This is a genomic window from Meiothermus sp. CFH 77666, assembly GCF_017497985.1.
In the GTDB taxonomy this organism is placed as follows: domain Bacteria; phylum Deinococcota; class Deinococci; order Deinococcales; family Thermaceae; genus Meiothermus.
Genome location: NZ_JAGDFV010000001.1, coordinates 257,935 through 282,845, shown reverse-complemented (window position 1 = coordinate 282,845; position 24,911 = coordinate 257,935). Strand labels below are relative to the sequence as shown.

At 59.0% G+C, this 24,911-nt stretch carries 18 protein-coding genes, 1 tRNA gene and 1 riboswitch; of the genes, 10 read left to right on the top strand and 9 right to left on the bottom strand.

What is annotated here, in order from left to right; translation table 11 throughout:
- Positions 1-22: 22 nt before the first annotated feature.
- Positions 23-2,590, bottom strand: a complete 2,568-nt coding sequence (locus J3L12_RS01280) for a G8 domain-containing protein (protein ID WP_208013217.1) — start codon at positions 2,588-2,590, stop codon at positions 23-25.
- Positions 2,591-3,311: 721 nt separating this feature from the next.
- Between J3L12_RS01280 and J3L12_RS01275 the strand changes: the two genes are divergently transcribed.
- The 6 genes from J3L12_RS01275 (at position 3,312) to J3L12_RS01250 (ending at position 7,279) form a co-directional block, all read left to right on the top strand.
- Positions 3,312-3,388 (top strand) — tRNA-Pro (locus J3L12_RS01275).
- A 317-nt stretch (positions 3,389-3,705) separates the two neighbouring features.
- Positions 3,706-4,080: a hypothetical protein gene (locus tag J3L12_RS01270; protein WP_208013216.1), complete on the top strand. Its 375-nt coding sequence runs from the start codon at positions 3,706-3,708 to the stop codon at positions 4,078-4,080.
- Positions 4,081-4,151: 71 nt separating this feature from the next.
- Positions 4,152-4,556, top strand: a complete 405-nt coding sequence (locus J3L12_RS01265) for a hypothetical protein (protein WP_208013215.1) — start codon at positions 4,152-4,154, stop codon at positions 4,554-4,556.
- A 15-nt stretch (positions 4,557-4,571) separates the two neighbouring features.
- Positions 4,572-5,099, top strand: coding sequence for an RsmD family RNA methyltransferase (locus tag J3L12_RS01260; protein WP_208013214.1), 528 nt, complete (start codon positions 4,572-4,574; stop codon positions 5,097-5,099).
- A gap of 88 nt (positions 5,100-5,187) precedes the next feature.
- Positions 5,188-5,685, top strand: coding sequence for a pantetheine-phosphate adenylyltransferase (coaD, locus tag J3L12_RS01255; RefSeq protein WP_208013213.1), 498 nt, complete (start codon positions 5,188-5,190; stop codon positions 5,683-5,685).
- Between the two features lies 1 nt (position 5,686).
- Entirely contained in the window at positions 5,687-7,279 is a 1,593-nt protein-coding gene (locus J3L12_RS01250) for an aldehyde dehydrogenase family protein (protein WP_208013212.1), read from the top strand.
- 56 nt (positions 7,280-7,335) lie between these two features.
- On the opposite strand, the gene J3L12_RS01245 is transcribed toward J3L12_RS01250, so the two are convergent.
- From J3L12_RS01245 to J3L12_RS01215, 7 genes are all read right to left on the bottom strand, one after another.
- Entirely contained in the window at positions 7,336-8,556 is a 1,221-nt protein-coding gene (locus tag J3L12_RS01245; protein ID WP_208013211.1) for a VWA domain-containing protein, read from the bottom strand.
- 52 nt (positions 8,557-8,608) lie between these two features.
- On the bottom strand, positions 8,609-9,505 hold the full coding sequence (locus J3L12_RS01240) for a MoxR family ATPase (protein WP_208013210.1): 897 nt from the start codon (positions 9,503-9,505) through the stop codon (positions 8,609-8,611).
- Positions 9,502-10,644: an XdhC family protein gene (locus J3L12_RS01235; protein ID WP_208013209.1), complete on the bottom strand. Its 1,143-nt coding sequence runs from the start codon at positions 10,642-10,644 to the stop codon at positions 9,502-9,504. Before J3L12_RS01235 ends, J3L12_RS01240 begins: the two co-directional genes overlap by 4 nt.
- A 116-nt stretch (positions 10,645-10,760) precedes the next feature.
- Entirely contained in the window at positions 10,761-11,210 is a 450-nt protein-coding gene (locus J3L12_RS01230) for a carbon monoxide dehydrogenase subunit G (RefSeq protein WP_208013208.1), read from the bottom strand.
- Between the two features lie 95 nt (positions 11,211-11,305).
- Positions 11,306-13,705 carry an aerobic carbon-monoxide dehydrogenase large subunit gene (locus tag J3L12_RS01225; RefSeq protein WP_208013207.1) on the bottom strand — a complete coding sequence of 800 codons (2,400 nt, stop codon included), beginning with the start codon at positions 13,703-13,705 and terminating at the stop codon, positions 11,306-11,308.
- 59 nt (positions 13,706-13,764) lie between these two features.
- Positions 13,765-14,253 carry a (2Fe-2S)-binding protein gene (locus J3L12_RS01220; RefSeq protein ID WP_208013206.1) on the bottom strand — a complete coding sequence of 163 codons (489 nt, stop codon included), beginning with the start codon at positions 14,251-14,253 and terminating at the stop codon, positions 13,765-13,767.
- Positions 14,254-14,271: 18 nt separating this feature from the next.
- The gene (locus J3L12_RS01215; RefSeq protein WP_208013205.1) at positions 14,272-15,150 is read right to left on the bottom strand and encodes a xanthine dehydrogenase family protein subunit M; all 879 of its coding nucleotides are present in this window, start codon (positions 15,148-15,150) and stop codon (positions 14,272-14,274) included.
- A gap of 292 nt (positions 15,151-15,442) precedes the next feature.
- Between J3L12_RS01215 and J3L12_RS01210 the strand changes: the two genes are divergently transcribed.
- The 3 genes from J3L12_RS01210 (at position 15,443) to metX (ending at position 19,537) form a co-directional block, all read left to right on the top strand.
- A complete protein-coding gene (locus J3L12_RS01210; RefSeq protein WP_208013204.1) occupies positions 15,443-16,351 on the top strand; it encodes a nucleotidyltransferase family protein in 909 nt (302 codons plus the stop codon).
- Between the two features lie 430 nt (positions 16,352-16,781).
- A riboswitch (SAM riboswitch) is annotated at positions 16,782-16,958 on the top strand.
- 118 nt (positions 16,959-17,076) lie between these two features.
- Positions 17,077-18,369 carry a PLP-dependent transferase gene (locus tag J3L12_RS01205; RefSeq protein WP_208013203.1) on the top strand — a complete coding sequence of 431 codons (1,293 nt, stop codon included), beginning with the start codon at positions 17,077-17,079 and terminating at the stop codon, positions 18,367-18,369.
- 28 nt (positions 18,370-18,397) lie between these two features.
- Positions 18,398-19,537 (top strand): homoserine O-acetyltransferase, encoded by a 1,140-nt coding sequence (gene metX, locus J3L12_RS01200; RefSeq protein WP_208013202.1) that lies wholly within the window; start codon positions 18,398-18,400, stop codon positions 19,535-19,537.
- Between the two features lie 341 nt (positions 19,538-19,878).
- On the opposite strand, the gene J3L12_RS01195 is transcribed toward metX, so the two are convergent.
- Positions 19,879-20,571, bottom strand: a complete 693-nt coding sequence (locus J3L12_RS01195) for a hypothetical protein (protein ID WP_208013201.1) — start codon at positions 20,569-20,571, stop codon at positions 19,879-19,881.
- A gap of 961 nt (positions 20,572-21,532) precedes the next feature.
- Here J3L12_RS01195 and J3L12_RS01190 point away from each other — a divergent pair.
- The gene (locus J3L12_RS01190; protein WP_208013200.1) at positions 21,533-24,907 is read left to right on the top strand and encodes a DNA-directed RNA polymerase subunit beta; all 3,375 of its coding nucleotides are present in this window, start codon (positions 21,533-21,535) and stop codon (positions 24,905-24,907) included.
- Positions 24,908-24,911 lie beyond the last annotated feature (4 nt).

Sequence of the window (24,911 nt, the reverse complement as noted above, 5' to 3'; positions counted from 1 at the left end):
TTTCATCCAGCCACGATTTCCCTCACCTGCACAGGTCGTTACGGCAAATATCCAGCACAGCCCAGTCGCGGCCTGGTTGATCACGTACTACCAACTTCACAAACACACTTCCGCCTTCGCTCCAGTAGCGGTCTCCATTGCTGCTATCAAACTCGGCCCTGGAGGCTGCGCGGGGCAGTTTGTTGCGGTTGTCTATCCAGTAGTCGCGGTAGATGAAGGGTTCCCCACTGTAAGGCATAGCCACGATAACGAACTCTCCCGGCAGGCTATTGTCAAACCGCAGCTTGAGCCTGGCGGGCATGCTGCCGGAAACGCCCAGGTTATAACTGCGGCCCTTGAATACGGTAGCCCCGAATTGGGTGTTGTCGCCGCCTTTGGGTGTGCCCCACATCCGGAAAACGCGATTGCTACCGTCGTTGCGGGTGAGCGAGACCGGGGCGATGCCGCCCCCGCTTTCGTTGTAGATGTAAAGCCGCCCGTAGCTGTAGTTGCAGATGCCAGCGTTCCACTCAGAGCGAATTTCACAGTTAGTGTCCAGCAGGAAGGGCGTATTCAGCACAACGGCATGGCCACGTTTCCCACTCACCGAGCCGTCGGCATCTACAAACACACTACCCCGGTAGCCGTCGGAGGTATCGTCGTTGGCGATCTCCTCCGGGGTGGGCTCAGGGCGCGGCGGCAGGTAGACCGGCTTCGCATTGGTAAAGTGGGCCCCTTCGGCAAAGTTGCGGCTGTCAATGGAAAAATCGGTAAAGCGCAGGTAGCTCATGGCCCCGGCCTCGCGAATTGCGCTCTGGCCGCCCTGGGCATTCTGGATTGGCAGGGGTTGGAAGTTCACAAACTGAACATTGCGGAAGCCGATCTTGCCATCGTAAAACTCGAAGCCACGGATGGGAAAGTTGTCCTGGATAGGGCCTCCGTTGCTTATGGCCCAGGGCCGGGGCAGGCTGCGACCATCCGCGCCGCGGAACTCCCAGCTCTCGGGGAAGCCTTTATTGTCGCTGTCACCTACTATCAGCGAGTCCTCGAGGGTGGTCTCCCAGGAGGCGAAGGTGACCCCGATAGCGTTGTCGGAAAGCCGGGCCCCGGTGACTTTGTGGTTGGTGCCGCGCAGCCAGATGGCATTGCCGCGGTTTTTGTAGCCGGTGAAGTTCTTGAATTCCGCCACCACTGGGGGGTTTTTGGTGTTGTCCCACTGGTTCTGTGCATCCGCGGGGTTGGTGCGGGGGTTGTAGATGGTGGTTTCGGATTCCAGGGTGTTTTTATTGGGGCCGCGGTCTACCATCAGGCCGTCCCAGTTGGAGTGGGCCACGTTGCCCGAGAACTCGCCCAGCGGGGTGCGACGGGGCCAGATGGTGGTGGTGGCCGAGGGGCCGGTGGGGTTTTCGGGCAGGGCATACCAAAAGCCGGTGTGTTCCGAGCCAGCCGCCACATTGTTGCGAACGATGTTGTTGGGGTGCGTTATCCAGAAAGTAGCCGGAGTGCGATCGGTGGGAATGACCCCTTTTTGCCCTTTGGAAGTGTCGGGCTTGCGGGTCCATATACCCAGATTGCCCTCAATGAGGTTTTTGCTTTCGGCGCCATCTTCCAGGAAATAGCAGTGACCGATATTGTTGTACGCAACGTTGCCCACAACCTCTACCTGGCTGGTTCCGTGTACGGTAACGCAGCGGTTGAAGCTTTGATGAATGGAGCTGTTTTTGATGTACTGGCCCGGCGATTCGCCCATCAGGTGCCAGTGAAAGGGGTAGCGTGCGAGCTGGTCAAGCTGGCCCATGCGGAACAGCTCGACCCCCGAAACCCGCATAAAACTGCCCATCATACCCATGATGTGCCCACCGAATCCGGTGTTGGCGGAGGACTCATCCCCTTGTATCCGCACGTTTCTGGAGAGCAGGCCCACTTCTGCCCGCTGATCAACATCGAAGGTGACGCTGCCAAAGTGTGGGTACTTGAGGGCAGAGTCGAGGGTGAGGGTATTGCCAGCGATGGCCGTAATGGTCTTGACCTCCGCCTGTCGGGGGTCAAAGTCGGTTGAGGCGATCACAATCTGATCCCCTACCCGCCAGTCCCTGGCGTCCAGTACCGTGATCTGGGTCGCGCCTTTGGCGGCTGTTTGGGCCAGTCTGGTCCAGCCCTTGCGCGGTTCACCGTGAAGCTCGAGGATGCCCCTCATCACCCCGAGAACCTTGGTGCCCATGCCCATCTGATCTTCGGCCGGATTGTTGCCGGTGAGGGTAATTACCGCACGACGTCGAAAAGGCTGGTTGGGGGTTCCAATTTCCAACCTTCCGTGCACCATAATCCAGTCGGCTTTGAGCTCCAGATCCTTGTCGTCAAATCTAAGAACCCCGTAAACCGTTAGCCCCTTCAAGGGCGGCGGGCTTACGTCCAGGGTTACGGCTAGATCGGGTGGGATGCTGACCACTTCTCTTTCAGCAGGCACCTTCTTGCTCGGCCAGATGTTGGGGTCTGACCAGAGCCCCGAGCGGGTGGGGGTAGGCCCACCCGGGGGCGTAATGCTTTCACTGTTGCCGTTGCACGCGGCCAGGGCGGTAAGAAGAAATAGCCACAGAAAAGGTTTCAGCATACCCAACCCACCTCAGATTTTGAAACACCCACCGCCTTCTGAGCTAAGATTACGACACCCATGCTAACGATACGGAACAGATAAAACCTCAAAGTCAAGGAAGTGATTAAGAACTTCTTGATGTTGCTCACATGCTTATTTGCGTATATAAACTTCCTGAGAGTGGCTGCGTCAATGGCGCACGGATCATCGAAGCCAACAACAAACACACCTGTCATTTCCGAGGCGCTAGCCTACGAGAAATCTGGCACGGCGCAAGGCTGGCGAATGTTGGGGATGGTAGCGCAGCAGATTCCTCGCTGTGTTCAGAATGACGCTATTGACTGGGTTTTTGTGCCATGCACGCCATCGTTCTGAGTTAGGTTCGTGTAAACCTGGGCTCTCATCATTTGCAGCAAAGCCTTGGTCACAGCGCCCTCAGCCGGTACACCGGGTTGCCATCAGAAATGTCCTATTTGGCGAAACCAATACCGAGCTAAGTGCCTCCCGCCTATGTTTTGGATAATGGCATGATCGAAAATCGTTCGGGTATTGCGCCTGGAGCATGATTTTCTAGCGCAGCCTGGATTCATCTCTAGACCCTATACGGGCGCAACTTAGCCTGCGGTGTTGCCGTCTTCCTCACATCACGAGAGAGTCAAAGGGAACGATAAAAGCCTGGCGGAAACGGCCAATATAGACAAAGAGGCGATGGGGCTCTATACTCACTAGTTGGTTGTTGCGAGGAGTAGCGCAGCCTGGTAGCGCACCTGCTTCGGGAGCAGGGGGTCGCTGGTTCGAATCCAGTCTCCTCGACCAGAAAAGCCTCACGGAAAGTGAGGTTTTGTTTTTTTTAGGGAGTAGTTTTTTACTGAGGACGGCGCACATTTCACTGACCCCTCCAGCCTCCCCTACAGTGCACGGGAGGCTTTCGTGCACTTTGCGGTTGCGCTGCCCTTATCTATGCTCCTCTTCAAACGGAAGAGAGTTTTTGTAATCTGCCTCATCGCTACGGAAATACTCTCACAGCCTTCAAATAACGTTTTGCGAAACTCAGTTCTGCAGTAAACTGCTGGCGAAGTACCGCCTGATAGGATGCTGGACTTGATTTGAAACAAAGTTGGGCCACCACACTCATGAAGCGCTTGCTGGTTTTGTTCCTGACCCTAGCCGTTGGTGGAATGGTGCTGGGACAGTCCAGCGCTTATCGTCTGCGGGTTGTTTCCTGGAGTTGCAAAGCGTTTTCTCGAGGGGTTCTGGTTCAGGGCACGGTCAGAAATATTAGCCCCCGGCCATTGCAAGACCTGAGGGCCAGTGTGCGGGTGATCGGGCCGGGGCTTCGCATGGCGACCAATTCAGCAGCTTTACAAGATCGCAATTTGATGCCGGGCGAAGTGGCGCTATTTGAGGTGCGAGTTCGCACCGGCTTTGACTCGGTCAATCGTTGTGAGTTGTGGTTTCGCAATCCTCGAGTGGTGCAAATTGCTACGCTCGTTCCAAACCCCCGTTGAGTGCTGCCAGTCAATGCTAGAGGGTTGGGACATGGTGTAGGGTTGAATCCGTTCTCTGATAGCATTGCCTTATGAAGAGAGTCATCCTTTATGCCGGGTTGCTACTGGTGGCAGGACTGGTTCAGGCCCAGAGTACGGTCTATAAACTGCGGGTTAGCGAGTGGAGCTGCGCCCTGAATGCCGGCGGCGCAATGGTGGCAAAGGGCACGGTGGTCAACCAGTCTGGCCAAACCCTGAACAATGTGCGAATCAACCTGCGGGTAACCGACAAGCAGGTCACCACCGTGAACGGGGTGCCCAATCGTCGGGTTTATGGCACCAATTCGGCCCCAATCGCAGTGCGTAGTCTGCCCAACGGGGCCAGTAGCCGTTTTGAAGTGCAGGTCAAGCCTACCCAAAGCCGCAATGTGCAATGCCAGATCTGGTTCCGGAGCCCAGACATTGTACAGATTCCGACCCGGGTTCCGGGGCAGTGAACTAAGGGTATCGCGGTGTTGCGTATTCTGGGTGGAGCAGCGAAAGGGGTTGCGCTAAAGGTGCCGGAATCGGCGAGACCCAGCCCGGTGCGGCTGCGCAAGGCCCTGTTTGACTATTTGCGTTTTCGTTATCCCCGCAGGGGCAGCTTTCTGGATTTGTACGCAGGCAGCGGTGCGATAGGCCTCGAGGCCGCCTCGGAGGGTTTTGAAACCACCCTGGTGGAAAAAGACCGCCAGGCCATTCAGTACCTGCGTGAGAATGCCAGCAAAGCCCGCCTCAAAGTTCGGATTGAAGGGGTGGCGGTGGAGCGTTATTTGCAGGATGCAAAGCGGCGCGGCCAGCACTTCACGGTGGCCTTTATGGCACCGCCCTATCCCCACGACCTTCTGCAGGACTTTGAGCGGCTGCTCGAGGCGCGGATTGTTGAACCGGATGGCCTCTACATTTTGCAGCATCCCTCCGACCTGACCCTGCCCATGGGTGAGCGCCGGGAGTACGGTTTCAATACCCTTACCATCGTCGAGGCCGAAACGGTCGGATGAGAAAGATAGCAGGCTTGCCGTTCATAGCCCGATGTGTTTGACGCTGGGGGCCTGACTGTGTGAAGATACTGCGCGAAAGCGAGGCAACATGCACGTAGTCTATCCCGGCAGTTTCGACCCCTTGCACAACGGGCACTTCGACGTGATTCAGCGGGCCTCGAGGCATTTCACCAGGGTAACGGTGGCGGTGCTCGAGAACCCCTCCAAGCGGGGACTGTGGCTATTTTCCCCACAGGAGCGGGTTGAAATTATCCGACAGGCGGTGGCTACGGCTCGAATGACCAATGTAGAGGTGGATAGCTTTAGCGGGCTTTTGGTGGAGTACATGAAGCGGATTAATTCCAAGGTCATCGTCAAGGGGCTGAGGGCTGTATCCGACTACGAAAACGAGCTCCAGATGGCCCACCTCAACCGGCAGTACGGCAACCACCCCGAAACGTTTTTTATCATGGCAGCTACCCGGTGGTCGTTTGTTTCCTCCACCATGGTCAAAGAAATTGCCCGCTACGGGGGAGATGTCTCCAAATTGGTACCGCCAGCCACCGTTGAGGCCCTGCGGGCCAAGCTCAACTCTGTGGAGAGGTGACATGCAAACGTATAAAAGCAAATATGGCAACACGTTGGAGATAGGCCACCTAATCGGCGGTGAGGAGGTATTTGAAGGCAGGCTCCTCGAGCGCCACAACCCTGCCGACCGGGCCGACCTGACCGCTCGCTTCCCGGAAGGAACCAAGGATACTTTGCGAAAAGCCGCCAGGGCAGCGCAAAAAGCCTTCCTGGACTGGTCGCGTACCCCAGCCCCCGTGCGCGGGGGCGTACTGATGAACCTGGCCGGGGTGCTGACCCGCGAAAAAGACACCCTGGTGCGGCTGATGGTACGCGAGGTGGGCAAAACCTTCAAAGAGGCCGGTGGTGACGTTCAAGAAGCCATTGATACGGCCATCTTCTTCGCCTCGGAAGGGCGCAGGCTCTATGGCCAGACCGTGCCTAGCGAGATGAAGCAGAAGGAACTCTTTACCTTCCGGCGTCCCATTGGCGTGGTGGGCATGATTACGGCGGGCAATTTTCCCATTGCAGTACCGTCCTGGAAGCTGATTCCGGCCATCCTCACCGGCAACACGGTGGTCTGGAAGCCCTCCGACGACTCGCCTGCGCTTTCCTACGTGTTTGTCAAGCTCTTCGAGGAAGCCGGACTGCCGCCGGGGGTCATCAATGTGGTGTTTGGTGAGGGCAAGGAATCTACGGGGCAGTGGCTGGTAGAGCTGATGGACGAAGGGTTGCTGAACAAATTTGCCTTCACCGGCAGTACGGCGGTAGGGCGCTGGATTGGCGAGGTGGCGGGCCGCAACCTGCTGCGCCCGACCCTCGAGCTCGGCGGTAAAAACCCCCTGGTGGTACTGCGCGACACTGACCTCGAGCTGGCCGTGGAGGGGGCCTGGTGGAGTGCCTTTGCCACCGGTGGGCAGCGCTGCACCAGCGCGGGCAATATTATTGTGGACGCCCCCATCTACGACGAGTTCAAAAAGCGCTTCCTGGAAAAGGCCGAGGCCACCGTAGTGGGGAACCCCCTCGAGCATCCCGAGGTGACCTATGGCCCCTTCATTAACACCCGGCTCTACGAGCGCTGGATCGAGCACTACTCCTGGGGGCAGCAAGACGGTGCTACGCTTCTATTTGGTAAGGCCCGGATTACCGCTTCAAACCCCTATCCTTACTTCAAGGGCGATCCCGAGGCGGGCTATTTCGGCTGGCCAACGGTGTGGGAGGCCCGGCCCGGCATGAAGCAGTTTGAGCAGGAGATCTTTGGCCCTACCATCAACCTGGTGCGGGTAGAAGGGCTGGACGAAGCCATCCAGGCCGCCAACGCTCACCCCTACGGCCTTTCCAGCGCGCTCTACACCAACCGCCGCGACTGGGCCTACCGCTTCAAGAATGAAATCAAAGCCGGGATGACCAGCATCAACAACTCCACTGTGGGCGCCGAAGCCCACCTGCCCTTTGGCGGGGTGCGCGGCAGCGGGAACGGAGCCCGCGAAAGCGGTATCTGGGTGATCGAGGAGTACACCTACTGGCAGGCCGTCAACGAGGAGTATTCGGGCAAACTCCAGCTCGCCCAGATGGACACTGCCTATACCCAGCCCCAGCCCCCAACTGACTGGGCCAAGTTGCTGGAAGGCTAGCGGGATGCAGACAGCAAAGGGATTCTGAATCCCCGATAGCTCTTATGAAGAGCGCTCTATTTTCGCAGCCGCAAGCGGTGGGTGAGCTGGGCGTATTCCTTAGGGGTGTGGGCGGCGCAGAACCTGTCCAGGTAGGGGAGGGCGGCCTTCATGCAGTTGGCGTGGGGGTTGTAGCCGTCGTACTTTAGCAGTGGGTTCAGCCAGATCAAGGCTGCGCTACGGTGATAAATTTGCCGCAGCGCGTAGTCCAGTACTTCCGGTGCTCCGGTGTCCAGGCCATCGCTGGCAACAATCACGATGCTATCGCCCCGGATCAGGCCGCCGTACTTTTGCTCCAGGTAGAGCAGGTTCTCCCCGATCTGGGTTCCACCTCCCCAGGCCTGGCCCAGCCGACTGAGCCTGGGGCGTTCGGATAGGTTTCCCGCTTTCTCGAGCTGCCGGGTAATGCGCTTTAGGCTGGTAGAAAAGACAAAAACCTCGACCCGGTTACAGCGCATACGCAGGGCAAATGCAAATTGCAAGAGCCGGTCGGAGTAGGACTGCATTGAGCGGCTTCCGTCCAGCACAAACACAAAACGAGGCTGGCGTTTGGGATGGCGTTGCCAGGCTGGATAAAGGGGGTCGCCCCCGGTGTGGAGAGCTTTGCGCAGGGTGCGTCGAAAGTGGAAACGAGTGCCCTTGGGGGTGCTAACCCAGCGGCGGCTCCGGCCCAGCCTGACCTGATTAATCAGTTGCGTTGCAGCCTGGAGCATTTCATCCAGGTCTTGCTGAGGGATCTCCACCTCCGGGGTTTCGCTGCCCGCTGTGCGGCTGAACATGGCCTTGAGCAGAGGGGCGGCCCAGTCGCTCTTATCGGAGTCTTCAGCTAACTTGGCTTTGCCCTGCGCCAATGGGCTCTTTGGGTCGAGAAGGTTTTCGGAGGGGGTGTTGCGGGCGGGCTGGCTTTTTTGGCCGGTCTCGCCCTGGCTGCCGGGGCTCGCCTTGTGGGAGTTGGGCTGGGCCCCGACTCGTTTGCGGCTGGGAAGAAAAAACTGGAAAAACAGGTCGTCAAAGACCCGTTCTTGCTCGAGGTTGCTGCAAAGCACCAGCTTGAGAGCCTGACGCACCTCCTGCAGGCTGCCCAGGTTGATGGCTCCCAGCGCCTCCAAGGCATCCTGCACCTCCCCTGGGCCGAGATTGAAGCGCTGGGTGGTGTGCCGCAGGTGTTCGGTAAAGGCAATCAGATTCTCGGGCAGACTGCCATACGGGAACTGTAGGGGTTCAGCGGAGGTGGACATTTGGTTAGTCAACCTGCGGGCGGCTGAAAGCCAGCGCTGCAGAACGCCGGCCCTAGGCCACCAGCTCGGCAATGCGCTGCTTGTGGGCCTCTACCAGGGTCAGGTCGTCTTTATCCTTGAGAATCACGCCCCAGGTCTGCTCCAGGATGTGCATATCCAGCGACTCCTTGTGCAAGGAGACCAGGGCTTCGGCCCAGTCCAGGCTCTCGGCTACGCCGGGGGCTTTGTTCAGGGGAAGTTCGCGCAGATGGGCGACCACAGTGGCGATCTTCTGGGCCAGCCGCTCGTTGATACCCGGCAGCTTGGTACGGATGATCTCCACCTCCTTCTCGAAGCTGGGGTAGTTTTGCCACAGGTACAAGCAGCGCCGCCGCAGGGCGTCGGATAGCTCCCGGCTGCGGTTGGAGGTCAGAATCACGTAGGGCCGGTGGGTGGCCTTGAGGGTGCCCAGCTCGGGGATGGTGACCTGGAACTCGGCCAGTAGCTCCAGCAAAAAAGCCTCGAACTCTTCGTCGGTGCGGTCAATTTCGTCAATCAACAACACCGGGGGCTTGTCCTGCGAGATGGCCTCGAGCAACGGGCGTCGCAGCAGATAGGCCTCGCTGAAAATCTGGGCTTCTCGCTCCGCTACGCTTGCTCCTGTATGCTCGGTCAGGCGGATGTGCAGCATCTGTTTGGGGTAGTTCCACTCGTAGAGGGCCTGGGCGGTGTCCAGCCCCTCGTAGCACTGCAAGCGAATAAGCTTGGTATCCAGCACCTCGGCCAGGGTTTTGGCTACCTGGGTCTTGCCAACCCCGGCGGGGCCTTCTACCAGCAGGGGTTTGCGTAGCGCCATCACCAGCCGCAGGGCGGTGGCCATGGGCAGGTCGGCGATGTAGTTTCGTTCGCGCAGAACGGCCTGGATGCCCTCGACGGTGGTGAGCAGGGGGTTAATTTCGGCCTGGCTCATGCCTTGCCTTTCAGGTATTTATCGGGGTTCTTGAGGAACTTGGCGCGGCAATTGGGGCAACTGAAGTAGTAGGTCTGGCCCTGATACTCCGCGCTCACCGCTCTGGCGATTTCCAGCACTTCGCCACTGGTTGGGTCTATGGCCATTCCGGGAGGCAGGGGCGTTGGGTAGGCAGCAGGGGTGCTGGTAACTGCTGAAATTTCCGCCGCGATGGATGCTACCTGCTGTATTTCTCTCAGGACGGTTGGGTCGTTTTGGGGTGAGGAAGGCAAAGGTTGGCTCGAGGTCTGGTCGTTGACAGGGATTTTCTCCTTTGCGACCCCGGCGCTATCAGGCCACGCCTTCCCGCTTTTGTACAGGATTATTTCGGCCAGGATCGAGATGGCTACCTCGTCGCGCCCGCGTCCGCCGAGGTCGAGGCCGGCGGGGTATTTGAGCCCTGGCAAGGCGGTTTTGGGGACGCCCAGAATCTCGAGGTTGTCCAGCACCGCAGCGCCGCGTTTGCGGCTGGCGACCAGGCCCAGGTAGGCGGGCTGGGGCATCCACCTGGCAATGAGGGCCAGTACGTCTTCGTCGTAATGGCCCTGCGAGGCCACCACGATGCTGGTTTTGGCGGGGTTCTGGTGGGGTAGCCAGCCCTCCAGATCGCGCCAGTCCAGCACCTGAATGTCGGACTCGAGGCTCACCCCTGCCAGCTCTGGCATATCGCAGGCCAGCGTGACCCGGTAGTTCATCCGGGCCGCAATCTGCGCTGTCGTGAGGGCAATCTGGGAGCCGCCCACCACCAGCAGGCAGGCCTTTCCGACCAGGGGTTCGATGTAAACATCCACCGCACCTTCGCTGGCGCAGGTCATGGGAATCACCACCTGATCGGCGTGTTCCAGCACCACCTTAGCGGCGGCCTCGGGGGTGATTTTGACCAGACGCGGCTTGCCGAGCCGTAAGACCTCGAGGGCCTGCTTGCGAACAATCTCGCGGGAGCAGGCCCCCCCTACATATCCCTCAAAACGCCCGTCCTCGAACACCAGGGCTTTATCGCCCAGGTGGGAAGAAACCGGCGCCTGCCGGGAAACCACCGTAGCCAGCGCAAAGGACTCCCCCCTGCGCCGCAGCTCCTCGATTTTGCTGTAAAGATCCATGTAAATTCCAGGGTAAAGCCAGATGGGCTTGGAAAATCATTTGCTGGTCACAAATGCAGCGGTCTCAGGCTAAGGCCAGTCGCCCTGTTTCTGCCTGAGACCACAGACCCGGAAAGCTATACTTCGCTCATCTTTTTGCCCATGTTGGCAAACACGGTCTCGATGAGCCGCTTAGCCTGGGCGTCCAGCACCCGCCCACCCACGGTGGCCGCCGGGCCGCTTACGCTGGCCACGCCATTCCAGTCGAGCAGGGTGGTCTGGTCTTCCTGGCCGCTGATATCGGCGCTGGCGGTCAGGTCTACCGCGCTACCCAGCCCACCACCTCGGATACGAACCATCATTTTGTTTTCTTCGGGACGGGGGTCGAGTTCGATATTGAACTTAAACGAACCCCGCACTGGCCCCACAGCAACACCCACGGTGGCGACCATATTTTTATCGTCCTTGAACTCGACCGATTTCAGGTCGGGCAGGCAGGAGGCCACTTTTTGCGGATCCTGGATAAAGCTCCAGACCTTTTCTGCGCTTGCTTGTACTTTTTCCTGTCCGCTGTACTCGAGTTTCATGCGCTAACCTCAGAGATTGTCTATAGCTGATAGCTGATAGCAAAACCCATCTTGTTTGCTATATGCCATGAGCTATAGGCTATCGGCGTTTCTTGCTAGAACGAATCCACCCCGGCCTGCCGCAGTACCTTCCAGACCTTTTCGCGGGTGATGGGCATGTCAATGTGACGCACCCCCAGGTGGGCCAGTGCGTCCACCACAGCATTTACAAAGGCCGCCGGGCTACCTACCGTGGGCGACTCGCCCACCCCCTTGGCCCCGATGGGGTGGTGTGGGCTGGGGGTCACGGTGTGGCCGGTTTCCCATCTGGGGGTCTCGAGTGCGGTGGGCAGCAGGTAGTCGGTGAAGTTCGACGAGAGGTGGTTGCCCTGCTCGTCGAAAGCGATTTCCTGCATGAAGGCAATGGCAAAGCCTTCGGTCAGACCGCCGTGTACCTGCCCCTCCACAATCATGGGGTTGATGATGGTGCCGCAGTCATCAATGGCCACAAAGCGCCGCACCTTGACCTCGCCAGTGCCCTTGTCAATGTCCACCACGCAGATGTAGGCCCCGTGGGGGAAGGTCAGGTTGGGGGGGTCGTAGTAGTAGGTGGTCTCCAATCCTGGCTCCAGACCTGGGGGCAGGTTGGTGTAGGCCGCAAAGGCCACCTCGTTCATGGTCACGCTCTTGCCGGGCACGCCCTTGACCACGAACTTTTTGTCCACCCACTCCACATCGCTTTCGCCCACTTCCAGCAGGTGTGCCGCAATCTTTTTGGCCTTCTCGCGGATGCGCCGGGCGGCCAGCGCCATGGCACCCCCCGCAGTGGGGGTGGAGCGGCTGGCATAGGTGCCCAGGCCGTAGGGGGCGGTGTCGGTGTCGCCCTCCTCCACGATAATTTTGTCCACATCCAGGCCCAGTTCCTCGGAGACAATCTGCGCCCAGGTGGTCTCGTGGCCCTGGCCCTGGTGGCGGGTGCCCGCCCGCACGATGGCCGAACCCGAGGGGTGTACGCGGATTTCGGCCCCGTCGAACATCTTGATGCCCAGGATGTCGAAGTCCTTGCTAGGCCCGGCTCCCACAATTTCGGTGAAGGTGGAGATGCCAATGCCCATCAGCTCACCTTTGGCCCGTTTCTCGGCCTGTTCCTTGCGCAGCTCGGCGTAGCCAATGCGCTCGAGGGCTACCTTAAGGGTTTTCTCGTAATCGCCCGAGTCGTAGGTCCAGCCTAGCGTCGAGGGGTAGGGAAACTGGGAAGGCTGGATGAAGTTCTTGAGCCGCAGCTCGGCGGGGTCCATTTTGAGTTCGTGCGCCAGCACATCCATGCTGCGCTCGATCAGGTAGCTGGCCTCGGTCACGCGGAACGAGCAGCGGTAGGCCACCCCACCGGGGGCTTTGTTGGTGTAAACCGCCTCCACCTCGGCGTAGGCTTTCTGGAAGTCGTAGGAGCCGGTGCAGATGGAGAACAGCCCTGCCGGGTACTTGCTGGGGTCGGCGGCGGCATCGAAGGCTCCGTGGTCGGCCAGGGTATAGACCTTCATGGCCGTCACCTTTCCGTCTTTGGTGGCCCCGATCTCGATGTCCATGTGGAAGTCGCGGGCGAAGCCGGTGGTGGTGAGGTTCTCGGTGCGGGTCTCGACCCACTTCACCGGCGCTCCCAGCACGATGCTACCCACGATGGCGCACACGTAGCCCGGATAAACCGGCACCTTGTTGCCGAACCCACCCCCAATATCGGGCGAGATGACCCGGATGTTGTTCTCGGGGATTTTGGTCACCAGCGAGAGCACCGTGCGGATGGCGTGGGGGGCCTGGGTGGTCATGTAGACCGTGAGCCGTCCGGTGGCCTTGTTCATATCGCCGATGCAGCCGCAAGGCTCCAAGGGAGCCGGGTGGCTACGGGGGTAGACCATGTGCTGCTTGATGCGGACCTCAGAGGCCGCCAGGGCTTTTTCGGTCTCGTCTTTGGAGCCCACATTCCAGGTCCAGATGTGGTTATCGTGACGGCGGGGGCCATGCGCACCCGTCATGTTGCCCTTGATGTCCTCGCGCAAGACCGGGGCATCGGGGGCGGTGGCCTTATAGGGGTCTACCACCACCGGCAAAGGCTCGTATTCTACCTGCACGGCAGCGGCGCCGTCGGCGGCGGCCTGGCGGGTCTCGGCATAAACTGCCGCGACCTCCTGGTACTGGTAGAGCACCTTGCCATCGGCCAGCACCATCTGTTTGTCGCCGGCCAGGGTGGGAATCCAGGAAAGACCGGCGGCTGCGAGGTCTTTTGCGGTGATAACCGCCTTGACCCCGGGGATTTTGAGGGCTTCGGAGGCGTCTATGTTCAGAATCCTGGCGTGGGCGTAGGGGCTATGCACCAGGGCCATGTACAACATGCCGGGTAGGTTAATGTCGTCGAGGTAGTTGCCCTTGCCCACGATGAAGCGTGGGTCTTCCTTGCGTTTGATGGCCTTGCCAATCCCCTGGATACCCTTGGGCTCGAGGTTTGGAGTTTCCACTGCCATTGGTGCTCCTTTCAGTCGTGCTGATAGCAGATGGCCGATAGCTATTTGCCCTGTGACGATTAATCGTCTGCGGCGGCGCCTGCGGGTTGCTGCAACATCTGGGCAGCCTGTTGCACCGCCTTGACGATGTTCTGATAGCCCGTACAACGGCAGAGGTTGCCCGAGAGCCCAAAGCGAATCTCCTCTTCCGTGGGGTTGGGGTTGTGCTGCAGTAGTACATGTGCCGCCATAATCATGCCGGGGGTGCAGTAGCCGCACTGCAAGCCGTGTTGATCGTAAAAGGCTTGCTGCAGGGGGTGTAGCTTTCCGCCCTGGGCCATGCCTTCGATGGTGGTGATTTCGTGCCCCTCGGCCATCACTGCAAACATGGTGCAGCTCTTCACGGCGGTTTTGCCGTCGAGCACCACCGTACACACCCCACACGACGAGCTATCGCAGCCGATGTGGGTGCCGGTGAGCCCTGCATCGCGAATGGCGTGGGCCAGCAGGGTGCGGGGTTCTACGTTTAGCTTCTTTTCAACACCATTGATTTTCAGGGTGATTTCCATGCTTTCTCCCTAGCGTCGTCAGGCCACTACCACATTCAAGCGCCGCAGGGCCTTGATCAGACCCCGGCCCACCAGTACCCGGGCCATGTCTTTCTTGTACTCCGCAGACCCCCGTGCGTCGGGGTTGGGGTTGGCGATTTTGCGGGCCTCCTCGGCGGCGGCCCGGATCAGCTCGAGCGTGGGCTTCTGACCCCGCAACAGCTTTTCGCCCTCCACCACCCTCAGCGCCATATGCGCTACCGCCGTGATGCCGATGCCGGCCTCTTTGATGGTTCCATCGGGGTTGAGCTCGATCTGCACGGCGGCAGCAGCGGTGGCGTAATCACCGACCTTGCGTTCAATTTTTTCGTAGGCGCCCGAAGTGAGGGCGTTAGGAGTTGGAAAGCGTGCTTCAATCGCCATTTCCCCTTCGCCAATGGAGGTAGCGAAGCTGTCCACTAAAAATTGATCAATGGCTTCAACTCGAGACCCATTTTTGCCCTGGATAACCATCTGGGCTCGTGCTGCAATCGCGGCAGCGGCCCAGTCGCCGGAGGGGTCGTTGTGGCAGAGCGAACCTACTACCGTACCCCGGAAGCGCACGATGGGGTCGGCCACCACCCTCGAAACATCGCTAATCAGATGATACCTGCTCTGGATGTGTTTGTTGAACTCTACATCGGTGTCACGTACGAGTGCACCCATGCGAAGCATCCCGTTTTCTTCACTGAGATATCCCAGGTTGGGGAGTTTGTTGATATCCACCAGCACGGAGGGTTGGGCCAGGCGGTAGCGCATGGCCGGGATCAGGCTTTGCCCCCCGGCCAGCACCCTGGCATCGTAGCCATGTTCAGCCAGGTGGCTAATGGCCTCCTCGAGGGACATAGGGCGTTTGTACTCAAAGGCCGCAGGTATCATGCAGTCCAACCTCCCTTTTTGCTTTTGACAAGCACCGCTAATCTAAAACCTTGTAGCCCGCTTGAGCATGCTGGAGATTACAGTTTGCACCAGACCTCCGGCTTCGTCTAAGCAAAGGGTAGTCTTGTGGGAGGGGTCTTGCGGATTCTGAAAGGTTAACCTCCGAAGGGTGCAGAGTCCTGGCAGTGTTATTTTGATTTGTGGATCGCCTGAAAGTTTTTCGGAAGGCTCAGCTTTTTTAGCCAGACTACCTAACCTACCCCGACCTGCTTTCTCGGCGAATACCCCGCATATGCCACCGATTGACGCGATCGTGCTCTCTGCCGGCAGGGCCTCGAGGTTTGGGGTTCCCAAGTTCCTGCTGCCCGCCGGGGAGGGCCATATCCTGTTGACTCGGGTACTGGAGCATGCTGCGCGTGTAGCCGATGGCCGAGTTGCAGTGGTTTTGGGTCGCGAGGCCAGGGTTGCACGGTATGCAGTGGAGCGCTGGTTGGAAGGGCAGCCGCCCGAACTGGGCTGCAGGGTTCTCACCGTCCTGAACCGCCATTACCGATTCGGCCAGAGCACCTCTCTGAAAGCGGGTATGCGGGTACTCGCCGAGGCCCAGGGGGTTCTGGTGTTTCTGGCCGACATGCCCGCCCTAACACCGGAAAAACTCGCACAGCTCAAGCAGGCTATCCAGCACCGCGACCCTCGAGCGCTCGCGGTGGCGGCCAGTGAACAGGGCCAGATACGCCCGCCCGTTTTTTTGTCCAGGATGCTTTTTCCAGATGTTCTAAAGCTTCGCGGCGATCTAGGTGCCCGGGCGGTCTTGAAGGCCCATCAAGAAAAGATTGAACGGGTTGAATGGGGTGCTGGGCCCTGGTTTATTGATATTGACGACTGGCAGACCTTCCACGACCTGGCCCATAAACTGAGCTGGGCTAACGAATCATTTGTGCCCATCCCCCATGAGGATGTCCCGGCCTCGGCAATACAATCACGGGTGGATGCGGCTCTGGCTTCAGAAACAGTGCCCTGGCTGGCGCCTGGGCTGCTGTTGCTGGCCGCGAAGAGTGAAACCCGCTGGCTCCAGCTACCCCGAAGTTACCGGGGCGTACAGGGGGTTATCGTGGGCCCGGCCCGTGCCCCGGCTGCTTACCTTGGATTGATCCGCAGAGCCAGCCTGGCGGCCCTGGCAGCAAGCGGTCAGGCCGATTAGAGTGCTCTTCACATATTTTGAGCCATCCGGCTCCAAGAAAACCTTCGCCTGACCACAACAGTGGCCGTCTGTTGAACAGGGCGTATCCCAAAATCGACCCAAACCGCAAATCCCTCAACCCCCTTGGGGGCTGTCATCAATAAGTAGTCATGCTCTAGCAGAAAAACCGTTTGTGCCGTAGGAGCTTCGTCAAATCATTTCAACCCAAGCCTCGAGGTCGTACACAATACCCCACTTACGCTGCTCGTTGTGCGCTGCGAGATTCGGCATTCGCTAAGCAAATCACATCAAGTGAGGCTACGTTGCGGGTTGGTTTTGACTTTGGTTGAATCATGGACACACCCTGCTTAGCACTACGGGTTGACAGAATTCCCCCATCTCTCTACACTCACTGATATCCGCGCCGGGGCGCGGCCACAACCAAAAAGTTCTTTTATCCAGAGCGGCGGAGGGATTCGGCCCTGCGAAGTCGCAGCAACCCACAAAAAAGCCTTTGCTCATCACCAAGGGCCTTTTTGTACGGTGCTAATTCCGGCTCGACTGCTGAATGTTGTAGGCACACAACGTTCGAAACTTGGCATAGTTTGGCAGTCGAGAAAGATAAGAGAAGGGAATGCACGGATCGTGACCCCCTTCCAGCCATAAAAGAACGCCTGGTAGGGGGTTTTGCTTTCAGGCAAAACTCCTACCGAAAGCGCCCCAAATTCACGCGGTAGGAGAGCAGTATGTCGCAAAAACACCGCTTCGAAACCCTTCAACTGCACGCAGGCTACAGCCCCGACCCCACCACCGGCGCCCGCCAGGTGCCCATCTATGCCACTACCTCGTACCAGTTCAAGGATGCCGACCATGCGGCTCGGCTTTTTGCCCTGCAGGAGTTCGGCAACATCTACACCCGCATCATGAACCCCACCACCGATGTGCTGGAAAAGCGCATTGCTGCCCTGGAGGGGGGCGTGGCCGCCCTGGCTACCAGCTCGGGCCATGCGGCGCAGTTTTTAGCCATTACCAACATTGCCCAGGCCGGCGACAACTTTGTGTCCACCCCTAACCTGTATGGCGGCAGCATCAATCAGTTCAAGGTCACGCTGCCCCGCCTGGGGATCGAGAGCCGTTTTACCGATAGCGCCGAGAGCGTGGAGGACTTTATCCGTCTTTCGGACGACAGAACCCGCTTCTGGTACCTGGAGTCGCTGGGCAACCCGGCCCTCAACATCCCCGACTTTGAGCTGATTGCCCAGGCCGCCCAGGAACGAGGCATTGCCCTCTTTGTGGATAACACCTTTGGGCACGGTGGCTACCTCTTCCGCCCGATTGAGTGGGGGGCCAACGTGGTGACCCATTCCGGCACCAAATGGATCGGGGGACATGGCGCGGCCATTGCGGGCCTGATTGTGGACGGAGGCAATTTTGACTGGGGTAACGGGCGCTACCCGCTGGTTACCGAGCCGCAACCGGGTTACCACGGCCTCGAGCTGCACAAGGCTCTGGGCAACCTGGCCTTCATTATCAAGGCCCGCATAGACGGCCTGCGCGACCAGGGGCAGTGCCTGGGGCCATTTGAAGCCTTCCTGTTGCTGCTGGGCCTCGAGACCCTCTCGCTACGCTCAGAGCGCCACGTGGAAAACACCCTGGCCCTGGCCCACTGGCTGCGCGAGCAGGACGAGGTGGCCTGGGTCAACTACCCTGGCCTCGACGATCACCCCAGCTACGCCAAAGCCCAGAAGTACTTCAAGGGCAGGCCGGGCTCGGTGCTTACCTTTGGGCTTAAGGCGGGTTACGAGGCCGCTAAAAACTTCATCAACCGACTCGAGCTGGTATCGCACCTGGCCAACGTAGGCGATACCCGCACCCTGGCCATCCACCCGGCCTCCACCACGCACTCCCAACTCTCCCCCGAAGAGCAGGCCCGTGCAGGCGTGAACCCCGAGCTGGTGCGGCTCAGTGTGGGCTTGGAAGCCCTGGACGACCTCAAGGCCGACCTCAAGCAAGCCCTGACTGCCAGGGTGGGTGTCTGAACCAAAGTCAAGCTCGCTGGAGCCATACATGACCGACCTCCTGATTCAAGAAGCCTGGGGCGACCACGAGGCCCTGTTGATCAAGCCCCCCAAAAGCCGGGGGCGGGTGCCCCCTCCGGTGCCGGCCCAGGCCCTGGTTGCGGGTGGGTTCCGCCTCGAGTATGGGGGTATCCTGCCCGAGCTGCGCTTGCGATATGAAACCTACGGCCAGCTCAACTTCGACCGCAGCAATGCCGTGCTGGTGTTCCACGCCTGGACCGGCTCAGCACACCTGGCCGGCACCTACACCCAGGAAACCCTCAGCAGCCTGCCCAGGCTTGACCAGGCTTTTGGGCCCGATGGCTGGTGGGACGAGCTGGCCGGGCCGGGCCGGATGCTCGATACCGAAAAGTATTTCGTCATCTGCGCCAACCACATCGGCAGTTGTTACGGCTCTACCGGCCCCCTTTCCCTCAACCCGGAGACCGGGCAGCCCTATGGCCCCGACTTCCCCAAACTGACCGTGCGCGACCTGGCCCGCGCGCAGGCCCGGCTGCTGGATTTTTTGGGCATCGAGAAAGTGACCCTTTTGGGGGGCAGCTTAGGGGGCATGGTGGCCCTCGAGTTTGCCCTGCTCTATCCGCAGCGTGTGCATAAGCTGGTGGTGCTGGCAGCTCCAGCGGTACACAGCCCCTGGGCCCGCGCCTTCAACCGGCTCTCGAGGGAGGCGGTGCTATCCGACCCCGGCTACCAGGGGGGGTACTACGCCGAGCAGCCCCTGGGCTTGCAGCTTGGCCGGGCCATTGCCATGCTTTCCTTCCGCTCGCCCGAATCCTTCCGGCTGCGCTGGCAGCATCACCCTGAGCGCGGCGAAAGCTACGTGCTGTACCAGGGGGAGAAGTTCGCCAAGCGGTTTGATGCAAATGCTTACCTGGTGCTCTCCGAGGTGATGGACACCCACGACGTGGGCCGGGGGCGGGGGGGCATTGCGGCAGCTCTGGCCCAGCTCAGGAAGATTCCCAGCTTGTTTGTGGGCATTAATTCCGACGTCCTATACACCGCCCAGGAGGTTCGGGAGATGGCCGCCCTGAGTGGCGGCATCTACCGCGAAATTCATAGCCCCCACGGCCACGACGCATTCTTAATCGAGACCGACCAGGTTGAGCGCATTCTGGGCGATTTCCTGTGATCGTACGATGGGTTGTGCAATGTGAGTATAGCCTTGCAAGCCATGAATACTGGTGAGGTGCGCGAGTAAGTACAGCGTCGTAGAGATGTCCGTACACCTCCGGGTTTCCGGGAGGGATTGACATAGAGCCCCCTCCCTACCACGTAGGGAGGGTGGGGGAGGGTATTGGGTGAGGCCCCCAACCACCAGGTTACGCAAAGTCGCTGCTCAGCAACCCCACCTAACCTCTCCCACACGGTAGGGGAGGAACGAAAAGGTTTCTGCTACGGCTTTTGCAAGAGCGTACTGCATAGTTCGTGCTGCAATGGACACTTTGTACGGGTATTTATACGACTTTGTAATCAAGGGTCTAAATCTTTTTCTTGTACCCTCTGATCAAAGATTGCTTTTCTAAGGTTTAGGCTACCAATCCACAGCAAACAAAGTACGCTTGCAAAGAACAGTAAATAGTTCACTACGATATTTTCAGTGATCACCACAAACCGAACTGTGTTGACGGCAAAATGCAGCAGTATTGCCCACACCAACCCCATTCGCATAATAACTGCCAAGAGAGATAAACCAGTAGCAAAGCTGCTCAGGGGTAAAAACAACAGAATAAGTGGATGATTGGCAATTTCAACGGTTCTTCCAGACAGGTGTGCAACACCGAAAAGAAAGGAATTGAGCCAAACACCCACAAGGGTTAGCGATGCAAATAGCTGGTAAAAACCGCCTCTGGCAAGTTCTTCAACAGATGAGTGGAGTAATACGTGCCAAGCAAGGGGTTTAGCGATTACTGTAGCAAGTGCGCCTTCTGATACGGTGTTCTCTACAAGTCTCTTAGCCATAAAGGACGACAACCCGTCCAGAAACCACACAAAAATCAGCAGTAAGGCACCACTCAGCGTGGGACGACGGAATATGGGAAACAGTAGCTTGCTATCCTTGAGAAAGAAGCTATACCCCCAGAAAACGAATAATCCGATGGCCAAGTATAACCAAAATGTCACTTCCGCAAATTGAGCTATCCTCCCTGCAATAGTTGTGTCCATACAAATGAAGCAACTAGCCCGTGCAATTGCACGGGCTGCAACAACTACCGCATTCCCTCCCATCCTCCCGAAGGCGCAGTCCAGGAGCCGGGTCTGAATCCGTGTGGATCCTCTACTATCATCATGAATATTTCCGGGTCATCCCGACGTGCATTATAGCGGGGTTCTACAGGCTGTCCTTGGTGTAACGAATCGATTACATCTTTTGGATACCCATAATCGTTAATCCGGACATCATAAACTCGAGTTCTGGGGTACGAACCGCCTCCGCCCCCGCCAGCACAAACCTCCAGGATGGAGTGATGGTTCGACCCATCTGTAATCCAGCAGCCGCCAACGGTTTCCTGCATCTCACCCTCTGACAACTCCCGAAGTTTCATTCCTGCCTCCTTTTGGCCTGGTTATGGGTTTCTTGTGATAGCTATCCTTACTCTTGCTCCACGGGCGGCCTGAGCCAGGGTGAGGGTTCCTCGAGCTGCATAGCCAGCCAGGGCAGGCTGAGAGGCTGCATCGCGCCGCCAACGTTCTGTTTTGCTTGCTCCATGCTAGGCTCCCGCAACACTGGTTTCACCTCCTTTCTAAAAGGCAGGGTAGCAGAGTGAACTAGGGGTTGAGAAGGGAAAAACTCCCGGGTGTTTTTCCCTTGACATCTGAGGAGGTTTTTGTTAATACGCTAACACTCCTCAAACATCTCATCCTGTGCTACAATCCCTCTCAGCAGCTTGAAGCTTCAGGGTGCATATTGCATTTGTGTGTAAAAATGTGATATGCTAACGGACGTGTTTTGTGGCCTGCACCCCCGGTGTGTTCCACAAAAAGCGTAAGAATCAGCCGCCGCAGGGAATCTTTTCGCCTGCGGAAGAACCCTGTTAGCTTACGAAAACCCCACACAAGGCCCAGAGCAAGCTGTATCCGTACCCGCGAAGTGCGGAGAAGAGCCCACGGGTTATGAGGTGTTTTGATGAAGATAGAGCGGTTTGGCAAGATTACAGAAGTTATTCCCCTTCCTCCCCTCACCGAAATCCAGGTTGACTCGTTTAACAAAGCCTTGCAGGCCAATGTTCCTCCCGCTAAGCGCGAGGCCATTGGTCTACAAGCTGCTTTCAAAGAGACCTTTCCCATCGAAGAAGGTGAGAAGGGGCGGGGGCTGGTGCTCGATTTCCTCGAGTACCGCCTGGGCGAGCCGCCCTTTGATCAGGACGAGTGCCGCGAGAAAGACCTGACCTACCAGGCCCCCCTGTACGCCAAGCTACTGCTGGTGCACAAGGACACCGGCTTGCTCAAAGAAGATGAGGTATTCCTGGGCGACCTCCCGCTCATGACCGAAGACGGCTCGTTTATCGTCAACGGGGCGGATCGGGTGATCGTTTCCCAGATCCACCGCTCGCCGGGGGTGTACTTTACCGCCGACCAGACCCGGCCCGGCAAATATGTGGCTTCGGTGATTCCCCTGCCCAAGCGCGGCCCCTGGATCGACCTCGAGTTCGAGCAGTCCGGCGTGGTGGTAATGAAGGTCAACAAAAAGAAGTTCCCCCTGGCGCTACTTCTGCGTGTGCTGGGCTTTACCCCAGAAAGCCTCAGCAAGGAACTCTCGGCCTATCCCGACCTGCTTCCGGGCCTGCTGGATGCCCAGTACCGTGGCAACAAAGCCCTCGAGATGGGCGTGGACGAAGCCTTGCTCAAACTCTTCACTGAGCTGCGCCCCGGCGACCCACCCAAGCGGGACAAAGCCATTACCTACCTGCACTCGCTACTCTCTGACCCGCGCCGCTACGACCTGGGCGAAGCAGGCAAGTACAAGGCCCAGCAAAAACTGGGCATTCAGCTTTCGGGCCGCATGCTCATCAAGTTTGAGAACGGCGAGTTCAAAGATGAAGGCCTGCTGCCGGTGCTCAAATACCTCTTCGCCCTGCAAAGCGGCGAGCCTGGCTACGAGTACGACGACATTGACCACCTGGGCAACCGCCGGATCCGCACTGTAGGCGAGCTACTGGCCGACCAGTTCCGAGTGGGGCTTTCGCGGCTGGCGCGTGGGGTGCGCGAGCGCATGTTGCTCGGCACCCCCGAAAGCGCCACCCCGGCAAAGCTGGTCAACAACCGTCCTCTGGTAGCCGCCATCCGCGAGTTCTTTGGACGCAGCCAGCTCAGCCAGTTCAAAGATCAGACCAACCCCCTCTCGGAGCTTCGCCACAAGCGGCGCATTTCCGCGCTGGGGCCGGGCGGTCTGACCCGCGAACGGGCGGGTTTCGACGTGCGCGACGTGCACCGCACCCACTACGGTCGCATCTGCCCCATCGAAACGCCCGAAGGCGCCAACATCGGTCTGATCTCCTCGCTGGCTTCGTTTGGCCGCATCAACGACCTAGGCTTTATTCTGACCCCCTACCGCAAGGTGGAAAACGGCCGGGTGACCGACAAGGTGGATTTCATGACCGCCACCGAGGAAGACCGCTATGCCATTGCCCAGGCCAACACCCCACTTAAGCCAGATGGGCATTTCGACACCCAGCAGGTGGTGGTGCGTAAGAAGGGCGAGCCCATCGTGATGCGTCCTGAAGAAGTGGAGTACATGGACGTCTCGCCCAAGCAGATTTTCTCGGTCAACACCAACCTGATTCCCTTCCTCGAGCACGACGACGCCAACCGCGCCCTGATGGGCTCCAACATGCAAGCCCAGGCGGTGCCCCTGCTGCGGGCCCAGAGCCCGGTGGTCATGACCGGCGTGGAGGAGCGGGTGGTGCGCGACTCCCTCACCTCGCTCTACTCCAGTGTGGATGGCGTGGTGGAGTATGTGGATGGCACCAAGATTGCCGTGCGCGGCGATGACAAGGGGCTATACGAGTTCAACCTGCGCCGTTTTACCCGCTCCAACCAGGGAACCGCACTTGACCAGCGTCCCCGGGTCTCCAAGGGTCAGCGGGTTAGGAAAGGCGACCTGCTCGCCGACGGCCCTGCCTCCGACGAAGGACGGCTGGCCCTGGGGCAAAACGTGCTGCTGGCCATTATGCCTTTCGATGGCTACAACTACGAAGACGCTATCGTCATCTCAGAAGACCTTTTGCGCCGCGATTTTTACACCTCGGTTCATATCGAGCGCTACGAGATCGAGGCCCGCGATACCAAGCTCGGCCCCGAGCGTGTTACCCGCGACATCCCCAACCTCTCGGAAGCTGCCCTGCGCGACCTCGACGAAGACGGCGTGGTGCGGATTGGCGCTGAGGTTAAGGCGGGTGACATCCTGGTAGGCCGCACCAGCTTCAAGGGTGAGACCGAGCCCACCCCTGAAGAGCGATTGCTGCGCAGCATATTCGGCGAAAAGGCCCGCGACGTGAAGGATACCTCCTTGCGGGTGCCGCCCGGCGAAGGGGGCATAGTGGTGCGTACCCTGCGCTTGCGCCGGGGCGACCCCGGGGTGGAGCTCAAGCCCGGTGTGCGTGAGGTGGTACGGGTCTATGTGGCCCAGAAGCGCAAGCTGCAAGTGGGCGACAAGCTCGCCAACCGCCACGGCAACAAGGGGGTGGTCTCCAAGATTCTGCCCCCCGAAGATATGCCGCACATGCCCGACGGCACCCCGGTAGACATCGTGCTCAACCCTCTGGGCGTACCGAGCCGTATGAACCTCGGTCAGATTCTGGAGACCCACCTGGGCCTGGCCGGTTATGAGCTCGACCTCAAGTTCATCACCCCGGTCTTTGACGGCATTTCCGAGGACGAGATCAAGGAAATGCTGGGCAAAGCTTTCGACAAGAAATGGCAGGCTCGCATCAAGGCCGGTTTTGGGATAGACAACCGCGAGCGGGAGGTACTCGCCCGGGCTGCCAAGCTGGGTCTGGTGGATGGCGATAAAGACCCTGCCGAGCAACTGCGGGAAGTGGCCCAACAGGGCAAAAGCGTGCTCTACGACGGACGCACCGGCGAGCCCATCGAAGGCCCCATTGTGGTGGGGGTGATGTACATCATGAAGCTCTACCACATGGTCGAGGATAAGATGCACGCGCGTTCGACCGGCCCCTACTCGCTCATCACGCAGCAGCCCCTGGGCGGTAAGGCGCAGTTTGGGGGCCAGCGCTTTGGCGAGATGGAGGTGTGGGCGCTGGAAGCCTATGGTGCGGCCCACACCCTGCAAGAGATTCTCACCATCAAGTCCGACGACATCGAGGGCCGCAATGCTGCCTACGAAGCCGTGGTCAAGGGCGAAGATGTACCCGAGGCCAGCGTACCCGAAAGCTTCCGGGTGCTGGTAAAAGAGCTGCAATCGCTGGGTCTGGACGTGGAGACCTACGACGAAAACGCCAAGCACCTGGACATTTTTGAAGGATTGGCTTCAAGGCGCTAAGAGC

Excerpts from the sequence above, each read along its gene's own strand:
- J3L12_RS01265 (WP_208013215.1), top strand. The coding sequence starts at position 4,152 with ATGAAGAGAGTCATCCTTTATGCCGGGTTGCTACTGGTGGCAGGACTG.
- J3L12_RS01225 (WP_208013207.1), bottom strand. The coding sequence starts at position 13,705 with ATGGCAGTGGAAACTCCAAACCTCGAGCCCAAGGGTATCCAGGGGATT.
- J3L12_RS01230 (WP_208013208.1), bottom strand. The coding sequence starts at position 11,210 with ATGAAACTCGAGTACAGCGGACAGGAAAAAGTACAAGCAAGCGCAGAA.
- J3L12_RS01280 (WP_208013217.1), bottom strand. The coding sequence starts at position 2,590 with ATGCTGAAACCTTTTCTGTGGCTATTTCTTCTTACCGCCCTGGCCGCG.
- J3L12_RS01210 (WP_208013204.1), top strand. The coding sequence starts at position 15,443 with ATGCCACCGATTGACGCGATCGTGCTCTCTGCCGGCAGGGCCTCGAGG.
- J3L12_RS01205 (WP_208013203.1), top strand. The coding sequence starts at position 17,077 with ATGTCGCAAAAACACCGCTTCGAAACCCTTCAACTGCACGCAGGCTAC.
- coaD (WP_208013213.1), top strand. The coding sequence starts at position 5,188 with ATGCACGTAGTCTATCCCGGCAGTTTCGACCCCTTGCACAACGGGCAC.
- J3L12_RS01240 (WP_208013210.1), bottom strand. The coding sequence starts at position 9,505 with ATGAGCCAGGCCGAAATTAACCCCCTGCTCACCACCGTCGAGGGCATC.
- J3L12_RS01215 (WP_208013205.1), bottom strand. The coding sequence starts at position 15,150 with ATGATACCTGCGGCCTTTGAGTACAAACGCCCTATGTCCCTCGAGGAG.
- J3L12_RS01195 (WP_208013201.1), bottom strand. The coding sequence starts at position 20,571 with ATGGACACAACTATTGCAGGGAGGATAGCTCAATTTGCGGAAGTGACA.
- J3L12_RS01270 (WP_208013216.1), top strand. The coding sequence starts at position 3,706 with ATGAAGCGCTTGCTGGTTTTGTTCCTGACCCTAGCCGTTGGTGGAATG.
- metX (WP_208013202.1), top strand. The coding sequence starts at position 18,398 with ATGACCGACCTCCTGATTCAAGAAGCCTGGGGCGACCACGAGGCCCTG.
- J3L12_RS01235 (WP_208013209.1), bottom strand. The coding sequence starts at position 10,644 with ATGGATCTTTACAGCAAAATCGAGGAGCTGCGGCGCAGGGGGGAGTCC.
- J3L12_RS01190 (WP_208013200.1), top strand. The coding sequence starts at position 21,533 with ATGAAGATAGAGCGGTTTGGCAAGATTACAGAAGTTATTCCCCTTCCT.
- J3L12_RS01250 (WP_208013212.1), top strand. The coding sequence starts at position 5,687 with ATGCAAACGTATAAAAGCAAATATGGCAACACGTTGGAGATAGGCCAC.
- J3L12_RS01220 (WP_208013206.1), bottom strand. The coding sequence starts at position 14,253 with ATGGAAATCACCCTGAAAATCAATGGTGTTGAAAAGAAGCTAAACGTA.
- J3L12_RS01245 (WP_208013211.1), bottom strand. The coding sequence starts at position 8,556 with ATGTCCACCTCCGCTGAACCCCTACAGTTCCCGTATGGCAGTCTGCCC.